Raw genomic sequence first — 14,309 nt, 5'->3', positions numbered from 1 at the left:
ATCGAGTTCAGGAAATTAATCTGACGGGAGGAGAATCAGGCGGTTTCGCCGGGAATAAATTCAGGCTGCCAGAGCACCTGGAGAGAGGCGAGATCCTCGCCGGCGATTAAGCGGCGGACCATGGTGGCAATCTGGCGGCCCACGCCCTGCCGGGTGGACTGAACCACCGCGCCCACCGGGGTTTCGATGATGCTGTCCTGCGGCAAGCCGTCGTAAACCACCAGCGAGACGCGATCGGCGCCGGTGAGGCGTCCGAGCTGAGCCAGGGCCATCGCCGCGCCGTCGCCGTGGGTGTTGCAATCGGTGACAATCGCCGTTGGCGGTTCAGGCAAGCGCAGCAGCTCCATCGTTGCCTGAAACCCGCCGCGGCGGGTGGGCGGCACGCTGCGCAGCCAGGTTTCCGCCAGGCCCGCTTCGCGCAGCGCCTGCAGGTAACCGTTGCGGCGCTGGGTAATAAACGCCTGATTGTTATTTTCGCTCAGCAGCGCAATGCGCTGATGCCCCTGGCGAATCAGATGACGGGTGGCGCGGTACGTTCCCGCCTGGTTATCGAAATCAAACCAGGCGTAGGGCTGCGGCAGGCGGCTGCGCCCCAGGGCGAGAAAAGGAAAGCCGGAAGAGAGCAGCTGAATCAGGCGCGGGTCGTCGTCCAGGGTATGGGCTACGATCAGCGCATCGACGCGACGACTCTGCACCATACGCATATAGCCGTGCTTATCGGCCTGTTCATCGTCGGCAATCAGCAGTAAATCAATCTCATAGCGCGCCAGCTCGTGACTGATTTCTCCCACCATTTCGAGAAAGACGTTGTTATTCAACGGCGCGGGACGCACGGGAAAAACGAGGCCAACGGCGTCAATTTTGCCCATTTTCAGGCGGCGGGCGAAGGTATTTGGCCGATATCCACGGCGCTGGGCTTCGGCCTCCACGCGGGCGCGCGTCTCCTGCGACACGTCATCATAGCCGTTTAGCGCACGGCTGACGGTCGTTACCGAGATCCCAAGTTCTTTAGCAATGGCTTTCAGCGACATAAGTATCCCTGTCTTCGCGGGAGAATGCGGCTAGTGTCCCGCAATACGGGCATGGCGTCCAGCAAGAGCGACGCCGCGCGGCAATACCTGAACACCGCGGCCCTCGGCGCCTGATGATACGTCACAAAGAAATGAGAGGCAGCAAGACCGTTTATTCAATGTGGCGGTAAATTAAACGCCCCCTTCCTCATAAGAAAGAGACGAAGATACGCTGTGATTCACCAAGCTGAATATATTTGAATCCGACAGGTTTACCCTATACAAATCATATGGTTGATAGATGAATGACTTAATCGCTCACCCCTGGAAAAATAACGCAGCGTCTGGAAAACGCACATTTAATCCCCATAAATCATTCGATTTATTTTTAATTAAAATATGAAGTATGTATCGGAATTATAATTCGCAGTTTAAACAAACATGAACACGGTCTGTTCATTGATATTTATCAACTAAGAATCACTTGATAAAAGTTTTTAAAAAGAGGGAGTGATATAAAAGCAAAATAATGGAATATGTTAATAACAGGGTTTTATGTATAACTCACTACTGCCTGTTTCTTCACGGCACGCTTTATTTTTTTGTTTATTTCTTTCAACATTCGAGCTGTTAACTTATGTCGCCAGCGATGTAGTAATGCCGGGAATGCTAACGGTTATTAAAGATTTAAATGCTCAACCGCATTACGTACCGTGGTCACTTAATGCCTATTTACTTGGCGGCGTCAGCTTTCAGTGGCTTATTGGACCGGCGTCGGATAGATTTGGCCGCAGGCCTTTATTACTCATCGGCTGTGCGCTTTTTTCTGTTTCCTGCCTGGCCACGCCATGGGTAGACAATATCCAGGTTTTTACTCTCCTGCGGTTTATTCAGGGAATAGGTTTGGGGTTTGTGGTGGTGGTGAGCTATCCGGCCCTGCAGGAAGCATTCAACGAATCGGATGCGATCCGCTTAATTGCCCTGTTTGCCAATATCGCGCTGCTGTCGCCGCTGTTTGGCCCTTTGGTCGGTAGCGTTGTGCTTGCTTACCTGTCATGGCGCACGCTTTTTATTGCTATCGCGTTGATGGCGGCGCTCACCTGGTTCGGTTTGCTACGCTGGATGCCGGAGACGATCGGCGTCGTACGCGAGGATGGCAGTAAAATTGAATGTCAGCCGCTCGAGGTAAAAACCCTCGCGCGCGCTTATGGCGATTTGCTTACGAACCCACGCTGTATATCCGGCAGCGTTGCGCTTGGCCTCGTCGGGCTGCCGCTGATGGCGTGGATCGCGCTCTCCCCGCTGCTGCTGGTGCATCATCTGCAAATGAGTATGCTGGAGTACGCGCTATGGCAATTACCTGTTTTTGCGGCGTTGATTGCGGGGAATATCGTCCTTAACGTTACCGCTGAAAAATTTAAGCCGGAGCAGTTATTATACTTTTCACTCTCTCCCATATTTATCGGCATAATGCTGGCGCTGGTCATGACGCTAATATGGCAAAATATTATTGCGCTGATTATCGGCATGGCTATTTATGCTTTTGGCTTGGGCATTTGCAACGCCACGCTGTATCGCCTCACGCTATTTTCCAGCGAGCATGGAAAAGGTTCAGTATCGGCAATGATAGGCATGATTTCCGTCGCTATTTTTAGCCTCGGGGGGGCATTAATGGCCGGATTGGGCGCCGGCGACAGCCTCAGCGCATATATTATCGCGGCCACTATTCCGATGCTGGCAGCATTATTCATTATCGTTAATATATTCACCAGGCAGAAGAGGAGTAAAACGAAAATAACAGCTTCAGGCCATTAATCACTCACGGACGACTTTTTATTAAGGATGAATAAAATGGACACTTTATCCTGCGTCGATGCCCTCTGCGCACTCGACAGCCCTTATCATGAAGATAGCGATTCACAACGGCTCTTTGATGAAGCCATGCGTGAAATCGTTGCATTTCATGTTATGAATACGCCGGGCTACCGCCAGTGGCTGGCCCGCCACAATATTCCGGCAGATGCGGCCAATATAGATTCGTGGTCGCAGCTGCCGCCGATCTTTGCCGACTATTTCAAACAGAATCTGCCGATCGGCCGCTCCGGTGAGGATGCGCTTGAACTCACCTCTTCCGGTACCAGCGGGCAGAAAAGTCGAATGCGCTATGATGCGCGCAGTATCGGAGCCGCCCAGGGAATGGTCGATCGCATTTTCCGCCATTATGGCTGGGAAACGCCCGATGCGCCCTGCAACTACCTGCTCCTCAGCTACGAACCCGCCGATATCATCACGCTTGGCACCTCTTTTACCGACCAGTTCTTGTGTAAATACGCGCCGGTCAAACGCGCCGTTTACGCGCTGCGTCACACCGGGAGCGGGCATGAGTTCGACCCTTTCGGCGTGATTCGCGCTTTACAAGAGTTTGCTGAAGAGGGGTTACCGGTACGAATCCTGGGTTTCCCGGCATTTATGTGGTTCATACTTGAACGGATGCGAGAAATGCAGCTACCGCCGCTCCAGCTTCATCATCAATCGCTGGCCTTTTTCGGCGGCGGCTGGAAAACGCATGCCGACCGTGAAATCCCTAAATCCGCGTTCTATGCGCGGCTGACCCAACAGCTCGGGATCCCCGATAGCCGATGCCGCGACGGCTATGGTTCCGTGGAGCACTGCGTGCCCTACATTGAATGCGCGCATCACCATTTCCATATTCCCGTTTATTCCCGCGCCTGGATCCGCGATACCGCCTCTCTGGCGGTGAAAGATTATGGGCAGCGCGGTTTTATACAGTTTGTGTCGCCTTATATCACCTCCTGCCCTGCGCACAGCGTGGTCATGAGCGATCTTGCACAATTGCACCGCGCTGAAGAGTGCGGATGCGGTGTGACAACCGATTGGTTTGAGCTGCTGGGCCGGGCCAGCCATAGCAAAGCACGTAGCTGCGCACTGGCGGCGTCAGAACTGATTAAGGGAAATTAATATGTATCTCATTCAGGGAAAAAACTATCCCTCGCTCACGCCAGAAGAGGCCATCACCATGTTGACGAGCGGGCTGGATAGCGCGCTGAGCCAACCGCCGCGTCCGGAAACCGTGCTTGCCTGCGCCGGGCGTTTTATCGAACAGCTAAAAGACCACGCTTTCCTTCCTCAACTGGGCCCGGCTTATCGGGAAGAGGTCAAAAAGTTTTGCCAACCGGACGCGCTGCGCCAAAAACTCGAGCATGAGCTGGGCGATACCCCCTTTTCCGTGCGCCGCATTAACTACCGTGAACCGCAGTTTGAAGGCTGGCGTCCTTTGGGCGTCGTGGTGCATGTCACCCCAGCCAATGCGCAACTGCTTCCCTTCTTCGCAATAATAGAGAGCCTGCTGGTCGGGAATATTAACTGGCTGCGCCCAAGCGCCAGCGAACAAGGAATGACAATCGATCTGCTACGGGCGTTTATTCGCTGCGATTTAACGGACCAGCTGGCTAACTTCGTCGCCGTGGTTCCCGTCGAAACCACGCGCCTTTCCCTACTGCTTACCCACGCCGATGGTATATCGGCCTGGGGTGGCGATACCGCCCTCGAGGCGATTCGTCAACAGCTCCCTGGCGGGTGTCGCTGGATCCCATGGGGACATAAAATCAGCTTTGCCTGGCTACAACCGGATGCCGTTAATGAAGAAAGCCTTCTCGCGCTGGCGGATGACGTTTGCTGTTTTGACCAGCAGGCCTGTTCCAGCCCGCAAATCGTTTTTGTTGATAGCGATGATTCGGTGGTATTGCAGGATATTGGCGAAAGACTGGCGGAGGCCATGCGGCGCCGTCACGCACGGTGGCAACCGTTAATGCCCGATGAAAAGGCGGCGGCGGATATCACCCGCGCCGTCGCCTTCGCGCAGCTGGACGCCGTATTTGCCGGGGCTGACAACGCTCTGCTGGCAGGAGACGGCTGGCGCATCATTCAGCAACACACCTCGGCCATAACGCCTTCACCGCTGTTCCGAACCGTCCTGCTGCGGCCGCTACCGCAAAATAAAGTGATGCAAACGCTGCGCCCCTGGCGAACCCACCTGCAAACCTGCGGGCTGGTTGCCGCCGATCGGGACAGAATCCCCCTCAGCCAACTGCTGCTGGCAGCCGGCGTCAATCGAATTACCCCCGTCGGTAAAATGCATGACGGCTATCACGGCGAACCGCATGACGGCGTTTACGCCTTAAGTCAGCTGGCTCGCCGCGTCACCGTGACGCTGGATGCCGATGTCCTGCCGCAGCAGGCTACGCTCGATCCGAACCCGCCGCCGCCGATGCTGACGGCGCAGCAGCCGATTATGGATAAAACGGCATTCTTACAGCACGCAATGCGGCCCAGCGCCCAGCTTTTCTTTCGCAGCGGCGGCAGCAGCGGCGTGCCTAAACTCGCCGGGTTTACCTATCGCGACTATCGCCGCCAGATGCAGGCCGCCGCCGCAGGCATGTTCGCCGCCGGGCTAGATCCCGCCCACGACAAAGTGCTCAATCTGATGTACGCGGGCAATCTCTACGGTGGTTTACTCAGCTTTTTCACCCTACTGGAAATGCTTGAAGTGACCCATCTTCCCATGGGCGGCCCCCATGATGATGACTATCACGAGATCGCCCGAACCATTGTGAATCAGGGCGTTACCACGCTCATTGGTATGCCAAGCACGCTGTATCAGCTCTTTACGCGAGAAGAGGCCATTCTGCGCGACTACGGCGGTATTCAGAAACTGCTGCTGGGCGGCGAACATATGGGCGTCGCCCAGCGTGACTATATTCACGGTTTCGGGGTGAAAACCATTCGCTCGGCGCTGTATGGTTCGGTTGATGCCGGGCCGCTGGGACATGCCTGTACGCATTGCCCGGATGGCGTGTTTCACCTGATGACGGATATTCAATGGCTGGAGATTGTCGACCCGCTCGACGATCGGCCCGTCGCGCCCGGCGATGCCGGCCGCCTGCTCTTTACCTCGACGGCCCGCGAAGGTCAGAAGGTGATTCGTTATGACATCGGCGATATGGGCCGTTGGCTGCCGGGCGAATGCCCCTGCGGCGCCCCCAGCCCCCGCTTTGAACTTTTAGGCCGCCACGGCAGCCTGGTGCGTATCGGCACGATGTTTATTCAACCCCAGCGGCTGGCAACGCTCGCCGATGCCCCTGTTCAATTGATTCTTCAACATAACCCGCGCAGCGGGCTCGAATGCATCAACATCTTCACCGACGGCAATATTGATAGCGTCAAACAGCGGGTCTGCACCGACCCTGAGCTCAAAATGGCATTGGACGCCCATTTGCTGGAGTTAGCCGTGACCAGCCGCCTGTTCAGCGAATTTGAACGGCATCCGCAAAGCGGCAAGACGCCGCTGGTCATTGATAAACGCCGTTGAGCGCACTCCCGCCGATCGGCTCACAATAAGGATATTTGAATATGACAACAGCAAAGATGATGGGTCGCCTTGAGCCGCAATCCACCCAAACGGAAGAAGTGGCCGTAAGCCCACCGGGCCTCGAACAGCTTGTCGAGAGGGTTCGCTGCCGCTCGCCTTTCTATGCCGAACACTATCGCCATCTCGCCACCCGCGGCTGGCAGCTGAAGGACCTGCCGCTTATTAATCCCGAACGCTACTGGGAGGGGAGCCAGGGCCTGAAAAACTGGCCCGTCCTCACCGGGCCGGTGGAGGACGGTATTGTCTTTAAGACCGGCGGTACCACCGGCGGCGGCAAGCTGTCGGTTTTTTCCCGCCAGGAGTGGCGTGCGTTCGTCACCAGTTTTGGCCGCAGCCTCTCCAGCCAGCTCAAGCCAGGCGCGCGCGTGGCAAATTTATTTTTCGCCGGTGATTTGTACGCGAGCTTCTTATTTATCCACGGCGCGCTTTCGCACATGTCGATACCGGTATGCGAGTACCCTTTCACCGGATCGCTTGAACCGCACACCCTCACCGAACAGATCGTCCAGCACGATATCAACGTACTGGTGGGCGTCCCGGCGATGCTGCTGCAATATGCGGCAGAGCTCGCTGGAAAAAACCGCCGTCTGCCCGGTATCGAGACCATCCTTTACGGCAGCGAGAGTCTTTTTACTGAACAGCTACAGCTGCTGAAATCCGCCTTTCCCAACGCCCGTATTGCTTCTATCGGCTGCGCCTGCGTGGATGCCGGGCTTATCGGACTCAGCACGCCGGATTGCCTGGCGGACGAGCATCGGGTCTTTGAACCCGAAACTATCGTGGAAATTATTGATGAAGCGACGGGCGAGCCGATCGACGAAATCAATCGTTCCGGAATGCTGGTGGTCACCAGCCTTACGCGCACGCTGATGCCGCTGATTCGCTATCCGGTAGGCGATTTGGCCGCCTGGCGTGAACCTCCGGGAAGCAAACATCGCAAGTTTATTTTGCAGGGACGCAGTAGCCTCGGGCACCGCTTGCGGGTAGGTTACGCCTCGCTATTTCCTGATGAAATAGCGGCCCTTATTACGGAAGAGATGGGGCATCAGCAGTGGCAGCTGATGCTGGAGCACGCCGATAACCGGGATCGTTTGAGCTTACGTATCGCCTTTTCCGGTACCCGGCAGCAGGCCGACAGGCTCTGCGGTCAATTACTCGCCAGGGATCACGCTCTCGCAGAACTACAGGCTGCCGGCCAGCTGTGCGTTCAGGTTCACTGGTGCAGCCAGGCGGAACTTATCCGCAATACCCGAACAGGTAAGCTGCAGCGGGTGATCGACAAACGCGCCTACCTCGCGCAGGAGGCGGTGAAATGATTGAAATCAGAGCGTTCCAGCGACAAGACGGCGAAGGCATCAGCGCCTTATTTCGCACGGTTTATGGCGATCGCTATGTCTATCCTGATATCTATATGCCCAGCCTGATTGGCTGGCGCAACGCCCGGGACGAATGGCACAGCGCGATAGCCGAACAGAATGGCATCATCATCGGGCATGCCGCCTTATGGCGGCACCACGCGGATAAGCAGACGGCCGAACTGGCCATGTTCGCGGTGCACCCCGCCTTCAGAAACCGGGGCGTAGCCACCCAACTGGGGGAATATTTGCGTCTTGCCGCAAGCAGGCTTGGCCTGGGCACGCTAACCATCAAAATGGTATCCAGCCATCCACACTCGCAGCGCCTGGCGCAGAGGCTGGGCTTTTACTCAACGGGGTTGCTCAGAGATTACGTCCCCTCCCCCTTTCAATCCGGCCTGCGTGAAAGCATTATCCTCGGCGTATTACCCTTGCAGCCACGCCCCGTCCCGCTCACCGCGGATGATAGCCGTGATGATGGTTGGATAAACTTGCTAAAGGAAAAATTTGGCGCGGCGCAGATCCCGCCCGCCAGGGAAACTTGTGCAGCCCCCGTTGAAATTGCCCTTTGTGATGATCGGGTGGACGTCACGATGAATATATCAACGCAACAGATGGTCGACGAGATTTCCCGACTGCCGGCCCGTAAACTGATTTATATCCGGGCGCGCGTGGATGGCGCGCTGATGTCGCTACGACCCAGGCTGCGGCGAGCAGGTTTTACCGATATGGGGCTGGAGCCAGCGGCCGGAGGAGAGTGGTTCTGGCTGCTGCAGCGCGGCTATCATCCCCGGCAGCTCGACCTCTCCTGCCCTATCGCTATTGCCCTGCAGAAAACGGCCGATGGCGATATCAATCATAACGCGCGCGCCTGACAATCCCTTTTATCTGACGCCTGTTTTTGGCACACCGAAGGCCCAGTGTCGGGCCTGACTAGTTCTGCTCGGCGACCAGCAGCGCCTGGGTATCCGGCTCCAGCGCCTGGAAAACGTGCTCCCGATCGGCGGGATAGCAGATGTAATCTCCCTCCCCCAGCTCTTCCGGCGCTTCCGTCAGGCCGACCCGCGCGCGCCCCTGGGTGACAATAATATGCTCCACCGAACCCGGCGGATGAGGGTGGGAAATGCGGTCCGCGCCCGGCTGGGTCAGCAGGAGATAAATATCGCGCCGCGCGCCCGGCGGGCAGGCGGCCAGTAAAATCGCCTGATAGTTTGCCTGCTCGGCGATCACTTTCGTTCCCTCGCCGCGGCGGATCACCTGGGTGGTATTCACCTGCGGCTCCAGCAGCCGGGCAAAGGGGATATCGAGGGCCACGCACAGCGCCCAGAGGGTTTCCAGGCTCGGGTTACCGTTGCCGGACTCCAGCTGCGATAACGTTGATTTGGCGATTCCCGCCCGTCGCGCAACTTCGGCAAGGGAAAGACCGGTGCGCGCGCGTTCCCGCACCAGGCTTTTGGCAATCAGGCTAATTGGCTGAGTCATACAGCCCTCCGTGTTTTTTATAACGAACGTTTCGTTCGCCTTGAAATGCGATTCTGTTACGTTCATTATAATGGAAATTCGTTCGATATGGCTAAAGAGTATGAAACAACACTTCGCTACGCTTAAAGGCGACACCCTCAGAGCAATTGTTTTAGTCTGCCTCGCGGTAGGCATCGTCGGGATGTCCTACGGCTCGCTGGCCGTCGCCTACGGCTTCCCGATTTGGGTCCCCTTTGTGCTTTCGGTTTGCGTCCTGGCGGGGGCCTCAGAGTTTATGTTTATCGGCATTGTCGCCAGCGGCGGCAACCCGCTGGCGGCAGCGGCGGCCGGTTTGCTGGTCAACGCGCGGCATATTCCCTTCGGCGTGACGGTTCGCGACCTGGTCGGCCAGCGCGCCGCCAGCTTCCTCGGCTGCCATATTATGAACGATGAAAGCGTGGTGTTTGGTCTGTCGCAGAAAACCCCCGAGCAGCGGCGGGCCGCCTACTGGCTGTGCGGTCTGGGCGTGGCGCTGATCTGGCCGTTGGGGGCGCTCCTGGGCGCGGGGGTCGGCAAACTGCTCCCGGCCCCGGAAACCATTGGCCTCGATGCGGTATTCCCGGCGATTCTGCTGGCGCTGGTGGTGCCGGCCTTTAAAAACCGCACCACCCTGATCCGCGCCTGCAGCGGAGCGGCCCTGTCGCTGGCCGCCGTTCCTTTCGCACCGGTTGGCCTGCCGGTTTTGCTGTCGCTGTTTGGCCTGCTGACGAGGAAAAAATAATGGGCAATATGACGCTATTTATCGCCGGTATTGCGATTCTGTCGCTGGGCACCTACTTAATGCGTTTAGGCGGGGCGAAGCTCGGCAGCCGGCTGGCGTTTTCCGAGCGCGCCCAGGCGCTGCTCTCCGATGCGGCGACGGTGCTGCTCTTTTCCGTGGCGCTGGCGACCACCTTTTACGAAGGCGAACATTCTGCCGGGATGGCGCGGGTGCTGGGCGTGGGCCTGGCGGTGTTCCTCGCCTGGCGTAAGATGCCGCTGATCGTGGTGATTATCGCCGCCGCCGTGGCGACGGCGCTGCTGCGGATGGCGGGCGTCGCCTGATCCGACCTACGAAACGCGAAACATCATGTTGTTATGCAATTTTTATAGGCCGTGCCAGCAAAGCGCCGCCGGGCAGCTGCCCTTAAGGGCTTACGCTATTTGTGCTTCGATCCAACGGGTAGCGGACGCCATATCCAGCGGCTTGTGCTGATCCACGGTGAACACCGGCCCCAGCCGCATCGGTTCCGCCTGCTGCGCCAGCTGCGCCAGTTCCGGAAGATACTCCTCGCCCGGATGCCCCGGCTTACGATCCTGCAACCGGCTGGCATAGCGCGACACCGCAAGCTCAGGCGAGATGTGGTTCCAGACCTCCAGCACTTTTTCAACGCCCGCGTGTTGCAGCAGCTGCTGTAGCGTGTCGCGCGGTTGAAAGCCAAACCAGGCGTCAATAAGCCAGATACAGCCTGCCGGCGACTGGCCGACGATCGACCAGATGACTTCATACGCGGCGCAGCCCAGCTGCCGGTTGAAGGTCCGGTCGATCCCGGTAAAGCACGCCATAAACGGCTCTTTAATACCGTCGATGGTCAGCTGCGGCAGATTAAACGCTGCCGATAGCTGCCGGGTGACGGTGCTTTTACCCGATGCGGGAATACCGTTAATTAAAATCACCGTTTTGCAGCCGGGTGTGAGATGTCTGTTCATAACAACGCGACGACCTCCTCTCTGCTGCTGGCGGCCCGCAGCTTCGCCATGGTCTCGTTATTATCAAGCAGAGCGACAATCGCCCGAATCCCCTCTTCAATATGAGCATTGCTGTCCTGCGCGCCGAACATAATGACGATATCCGCCTTCTCGCTATCGGCAAATTGAATCGGCTTATTCAACACCACAAGGCTGAAGCAGTTGCGTTTGACGCCACATTCCGGCCTGGCGTGAGGGATGGCGACACCTTCATCAAACACGTAATAGGCGCCATGATGCAGGGTATTATCGATCACCGCCTGGCCGTAATCTGCCGAGATATAGCCTTTTGCAACCAGCGGGCTGGCCGCCAGCTGGATCACCTTCTGCCAGTCGGACTCCGTGACGCCGACCTGAATCGCATCGGCCTCAATCAGCAGTTCTTTTATCGTCATTATCACTTCCTATATATTATGGCGAATAATGTTACGTAACTCATCAATGCGCATAAAAAGCGCATCGATTTCCTCGCGATGCGTATGACTTTTGGCATAGACCGACAGCGCCCGGTTATATATCAGCATTAATGCTTTCTGCACTTCGCCATTAGCCGGGTTGCCCCGTAACTCGCCTTCCAGCCTGGCAATTTCCCCCGCCAGCTGGCGAGACTGTTCGTCATAATCCTGCGGGGGTTGATTCTCTTTTTTCCACAGCGTTTTCAAAGATTCAAACATAGCGAGCTCCTCCCCGACGGACAGCAGGGCAACGGAATACGGTTTAAAAATATGCGTTTATTTAAACAGAGCGATTTTTTCCATTAATACATGGGTGACCGCGTTATTCGCCGGAATTAAAAATTTGCGCACGCTGTCGTTCACTTTGCCTTTTTCAAACGTGCTTTTACATTGATCGACCCACTGCACATTCATTTCAGTGCCGACATTCACCTTGTTGATACCTTCAGTGACGGCCAGGCGCATATCTTCATCGCTGACGCCGGTGCCGCCGTGCAGCACTAACGGCACGCCGGTCGCGGCGCTAATCTCTTTCAGCCGCTGGTGCTGAATTTGCGCCTTACCGGTATACAGGCCGTGCACCGTGCCCACGGAGACCGCCAGCATATCCACCTGCGTCTCCTCCACAAAGCGTTTGGCGTCCTCCACCGTGGTGAAGCAGATATCCTCCGCGGCCACGGCTTTGCCATCTTCCGATCCGCCGATCGCCCCCAGCTCGCCTTCTACCGTGATATTCCGCGGGCGCGCCATTTCCACCACGATGCGGGTATTGCCAATATTCTCTTCCAGATCCAGATGGGAGCCGTCGTACATCACCGATGAAAATCCGGCATCCATGGCCGTTTCAATGGCGCTGATATCAGAGCAGTGATCCAGGTGCAGGCAGGTCGGCACGTTTTCACTTTCCGCTAATGAACGAACCGCATCCACCAGTAAACGATAGCCGAGATATTCCGCCGTCCCGGTAGAGATTTGAATCATTAATGGGCTATCGCTTTGTTGCGCCGCTTTAAAAAAGGCGGGCAGCATTTCAATACAGTGCAAATTAAATGAGCCAATGGCTTTAAAATCTCTTTCCTGCGCAATTTTCAGAATAGCGTTGAAGTTATACAGACTCATGAACATTTTCCCCTTTCGGCTTCGCTGATTTACCGTTTACGAACCATGCCAGTGCGGCAACAAAAACAATGAACAAGGCGACAAAAAGCCAGTTGTTCTGGAAGGCGTGGCCTAATACCAGACCGGAACTAATCACGTCCGAATCGCTGAAGGTGACGCCGGTAAAACCGTAGCTTTCCAGCATCGGTACCAAAATGGCGGGCAGGAAGGTGATAAACAGGCCGTGAATGACGCCGCCAATCATCGCCCCGCGGCGGCCGCCCAGCGCGTTACCGAAGACGCCCGCCGTACCGCCGGCAAAAAAGTTGGTTAACAGACCGGGCAGGATCATCGCCAGGCCAAACATCGGGAACACCAGCATGCCGATGATGGAGCCGACGGTCGTCGCCAGGAAGCCGACGATCACCGCATTGGGCGCATACGGGAACAGCACCGGGCAATCGAGCGCAGGCTTAGCGTCCGGGACAATGCGCATCGCAATCCCGCGAAATGCCGGCACCAGCTCGTTGAGCAACAGGCGCACGCCGCTGTAAAGAACGAATACCCCCGCCACAAACTGAATGGACTGCATAAAGGCGTACATCAGGTAGTTAATGCCGTTGGAGAACTGAGCGATATATTCCGGGCCCGCCGCAATCGCGGGAATGAGATACATCGGCACCATCACCACCGCCATCGCGAGATAGGTGTCCTGGAGGAACTTAAAGTTATCCGGTAATTCAAGATCTTCCGTTGAGCGGGAACCTTTACCCACCACTTTAGCCACCGCCGCCTGCACCAGATAGCCGATAGTGCAGAAATGCCCCAGCGCCACGTCATCGGAACCGGTGATGCGCCTGACGACCGGCTGCGCCAGCGCGGGCATCAGTACCGCCATCACGCCGCCGAAAATACCGCCGGTTAAAATCAACGGCAGTCCGGTCAGCCCGGCTTTATAGCCAATCACCGCGCCGATGGTTGCCATCCACAACAGCGCCTGGCCGGTCAGAAAGATATATTTCAGCGGCGTCAGGCGGGCGATAATGATGTTGACGGCAAAAATCACCATCAGGGTCAGCGCGACTTCGGAACCTAATTCACGGTTGGCTAATCCGGCGATGGCGGCGACATCGGTAATGTAGCCTTTCATGCCGAATCCCTGCGTGAAGATATCGTTAAGGAACGTTAGCGTGGCGACAATAATGTTGATGCCGGCCATCATAATTAAGAAACCGAGCAGCGTTTTAAACGTCCCCTCCGCCGTTTTGCCCGCTGATTTTTTTTGCAGAATCAGGCCCAGCATCGCAATAAATGCAATTAATATTGAAGCCTGGCCGAGTAAATCTTTAACGATAAACTCTACAAAGCTATTCATAGTCCGCTACCTTCAGGTTACGCTCTTTTAAGAATGCGACGATCTTAGCTTCAATTTCATCTTTATCGGTGAGCTTATGCAGTACCACCACGCGTTTAATTTCTTCCGCACTGGCATCCGCCGTTAATATATCGGCGAAGGTTTTTTGCGTCAGAATCATATCTGATTTAAACGCCCCGGCTTCGGAAATAGTGGTATGTTCAATCTGTGCGGGAATCTCCAGCTTCTTTAAAACTGCCTTCGCCGTCATTTCAATGGCAAAGCTTGAACCGAGGCCGCAGCCACATACGCATAGAATTTTCAGCATGTAGGGTCTCC

15 protein-coding genes are annotated in these 14,309 nt (G+C 56.3%); 7 read left to right on the top strand and 8 right to left on the bottom strand.

All coding sequences use genetic code 11. From position 1 onward, the window contains the following. Window positions 1–35: 35 nt before the first annotated feature. Entirely contained in the window at window positions 36–1,031 is a 996-nt protein-coding gene (locus tag ABLU88_RS16520; protein WP_025106535.1) for a substrate-binding domain-containing protein, read from the bottom strand. A 534-nt stretch (window positions 1,032–1,565) separates the two neighbouring features. Here ABLU88_RS16520 and ABLU88_RS16515 point away from each other — a divergent pair. The 5 genes from ABLU88_RS16515 to ABLU88_RS16495 are packed head-to-tail and all read left to right on the top strand — an operon-like array spanning window position 1,566 to window position 8,689. Next, window positions 1,566–2,825, top strand: a complete 1,260-nt coding sequence (locus ABLU88_RS16515; protein WP_048263228.1) for an MFS transporter — start codon at window positions 1,566–1,568, stop codon at window positions 2,823–2,825. Between the two features lie 36 nt (window positions 2,826–2,861). Next, window positions 2,862–3,989, top strand: coding sequence for an acyl-protein synthase (locus tag ABLU88_RS16510; RefSeq protein WP_014837014.1), 1,128 nt, complete (start codon window positions 2,862–2,864; stop codon window positions 3,987–3,989). Between the two features lies 1 nt (window position 3,990). Continuing rightward, a complete protein-coding gene (locus tag ABLU88_RS16505; protein WP_348837158.1) occupies window positions 3,991–6,399 on the top strand; it encodes an acyl-CoA reductase in 2,409 nt (802 codons plus the stop codon). A gap of 41 nt (window positions 6,400–6,440) precedes the next feature. Continuing rightward, complete coding sequence (locus ABLU88_RS16500; RefSeq protein WP_109241097.1) at window positions 6,441–7,775, top strand: AMP-binding protein; 1,335 nt, start codon at window positions 6,441–6,443, stop codon at window positions 7,773–7,775. Beyond that, window positions 7,772–8,689, top strand: a complete 918-nt coding sequence (locus ABLU88_RS16495; protein WP_032693306.1) for a GNAT family N-acetyltransferase — start codon at window positions 7,772–7,774, stop codon at window positions 8,687–8,689. The genes ABLU88_RS16500 and ABLU88_RS16495 overlap by 4 nt, the downstream gene beginning before the upstream one ends. A gap of 58 nt (window positions 8,690–8,747) precedes the next feature. On the opposite strand, the gene ABLU88_RS16490 is transcribed toward ABLU88_RS16495, so the two are convergent. Then, entirely contained in the window at window positions 8,748–9,296 is a 549-nt protein-coding gene (locus ABLU88_RS16490; protein ID WP_004855902.1) for an XRE family transcriptional regulator, read from the bottom strand. Window positions 9,297–9,396: 100 nt separating this feature from the next. Here ABLU88_RS16490 and ABLU88_RS16485 point away from each other — a divergent pair, with 100 nt between their 5' ends. Together ABLU88_RS16485 and ABLU88_RS16480 are read left to right on the top strand one after the other, a co-directional pair. Continuing rightward, window positions 9,397–10,056 carry an AzlC family ABC transporter permease gene (locus ABLU88_RS16485; protein ID WP_009653646.1) on the top strand — a complete coding sequence of 220 codons (660 nt, stop codon included), beginning with the start codon at window positions 9,397–9,399 and terminating at the stop codon, window positions 10,054–10,056. Beyond that, the gene (locus tag ABLU88_RS16480) at window positions 10,056–10,379 is read left to right on the top strand and encodes an AzlD domain-containing protein (RefSeq protein ID WP_348837154.1); all 324 of its coding nucleotides are present in this window, start codon (window positions 10,056–10,058) and stop codon (window positions 10,377–10,379) included. The genes ABLU88_RS16485 and ABLU88_RS16480 overlap by 1 nt, the downstream gene beginning before the upstream one ends. A gap of 90 nt (window positions 10,380–10,469) precedes the next feature. On the opposite strand, the gene ABLU88_RS16475 is transcribed toward ABLU88_RS16480, so the two are convergent. From ABLU88_RS16475 to ABLU88_RS16450, 6 genes are read right to left on the bottom strand one after another with little or no spacing between them, the layout of a single operon-like run. Then, window positions 10,470–11,024, bottom strand: a complete 555-nt coding sequence (locus ABLU88_RS16475; protein ID WP_025106530.1) for an ATPase AAA — start codon at window positions 11,022–11,024, stop codon at window positions 10,470–10,472. Then, entirely contained in the window at window positions 11,021–11,458 is a 438-nt protein-coding gene (locus ABLU88_RS16470) for a PTS sugar transporter subunit IIA (RefSeq protein WP_014227381.1), read from the bottom strand. The genes ABLU88_RS16475 and ABLU88_RS16470 overlap by 4 nt, the downstream gene beginning before the upstream one ends. 9 nt (window positions 11,459–11,467) lie before the next feature. Beyond that, window positions 11,468–11,737, bottom strand: coding sequence for a hypothetical protein (locus ABLU88_RS16465; protein ID WP_014227380.1), 270 nt, complete (start codon window positions 11,735–11,737; stop codon window positions 11,468–11,470). 57 nt (window positions 11,738–11,794) lie between these two features. Beyond that, window positions 11,795–12,637: a class II fructose-bisphosphate aldolase gene (locus tag ABLU88_RS16460; RefSeq protein ID WP_014227379.1), complete on the bottom strand. Its 843-nt coding sequence runs from the start codon at window positions 12,635–12,637 to the stop codon at window positions 11,795–11,797. Next, complete coding sequence (locus tag ABLU88_RS16455; RefSeq protein WP_004855887.1) at window positions 12,624–13,991, bottom strand: PTS sugar transporter subunit IIC; 1,368 nt, start codon at window positions 13,989–13,991, stop codon at window positions 12,624–12,626. The genes ABLU88_RS16460 and ABLU88_RS16455 overlap by 14 nt, the downstream gene beginning before the upstream one ends. Further along, complete coding sequence (locus ABLU88_RS16450) at window positions 13,984–14,298, bottom strand: PTS sugar transporter subunit IIB (protein WP_004855885.1); 315 nt, start codon at window positions 14,296–14,298, stop codon at window positions 13,984–13,986. The genes ABLU88_RS16455 and ABLU88_RS16450 overlap by 8 nt, the downstream gene beginning before the upstream one ends. Window positions 14,299–14,309 lie beyond the last annotated feature (11 nt).

Origin of the sequence: Klebsiella sp. GW_Kp182, from assembly GCF_040062275.1 — a bacterium.
GTDB classification, from domain to species: domain Bacteria; phylum Pseudomonadota; class Gammaproteobacteria; order Enterobacterales; family Enterobacteriaceae; genus Klebsiella; species Klebsiella michiganensis.
This window is presented reverse-complemented; position numbering and strand designations above follow the sequence as displayed.

Excerpts from the sequence above, each read along its gene's own strand:
- ABLU88_RS16520 (WP_025106535.1), bottom strand. The coding sequence starts at position 1,031 with ATGTCGCTGAAAGCCATTGCTAAAGAACTTGGGATCTCGGTAACGACC.
- ABLU88_RS16515 (WP_048263228.1), top strand. The coding sequence starts at position 1,566 with ATGTATAACTCACTACTGCCTGTTTCTTCACGGCACGCTTTATTTTTT.
- ABLU88_RS16510 (WP_014837014.1), top strand. The coding sequence starts at position 2,862 with ATGGACACTTTATCCTGCGTCGATGCCCTCTGCGCACTCGACAGCCCT.
- ABLU88_RS16505 (WP_348837158.1), top strand. The coding sequence starts at position 3,991 with ATGTATCTCATTCAGGGAAAAAACTATCCCTCGCTCACGCCAGAAGAG.
- ABLU88_RS16500 (WP_109241097.1), top strand. The coding sequence starts at position 6,441 with ATGACAACAGCAAAGATGATGGGTCGCCTTGAGCCGCAATCCACCCAA.
- ABLU88_RS16495 (WP_032693306.1), top strand. The coding sequence starts at position 7,772 with ATGATTGAAATCAGAGCGTTCCAGCGACAAGACGGCGAAGGCATCAGC.
- ABLU88_RS16490 (WP_004855902.1), bottom strand. The coding sequence starts at position 9,296 with ATGACTCAGCCAATTAGCCTGATTGCCAAAAGCCTGGTGCGGGAACGC.
- ABLU88_RS16485 (WP_009653646.1), top strand. The coding sequence starts at position 9,397 with ATGAAACAACACTTCGCTACGCTTAAAGGCGACACCCTCAGAGCAATT.
- ABLU88_RS16480 (WP_348837154.1), top strand. The coding sequence starts at position 10,056 with ATGGGCAATATGACGCTATTTATCGCCGGTATTGCGATTCTGTCGCTG.
- ABLU88_RS16475 (WP_025106530.1), bottom strand. The coding sequence starts at position 11,024 with ATGAACAGACATCTCACACCCGGCTGCAAAACGGTGATTTTAATTAAC.
- ABLU88_RS16470 (WP_014227381.1), bottom strand. The coding sequence starts at position 11,458 with ATGACGATAAAAGAACTGCTGATTGAGGCCGATGCGATTCAGGTCGGC.
- ABLU88_RS16465 (WP_014227380.1), bottom strand. The coding sequence starts at position 11,737 with ATGTTTGAATCTTTGAAAACGCTGTGGAAAAAAGAGAATCAACCCCCG.
- ABLU88_RS16460 (WP_014227379.1), bottom strand. The coding sequence starts at position 12,637 with ATGAGTCTGTATAACTTCAACGCTATTCTGAAAATTGCGCAGGAAAGA.
- ABLU88_RS16455 (WP_004855887.1), bottom strand. The coding sequence starts at position 13,991 with ATGAATAGCTTTGTAGAGTTTATCGTTAAAGATTTACTCGGCCAGGCT.
- ABLU88_RS16450 (WP_004855885.1), bottom strand. The coding sequence starts at position 14,298 with ATGCTGAAAATTCTATGCGTATGTGGCTGCGGCCTCGGTTCAAGCTTT.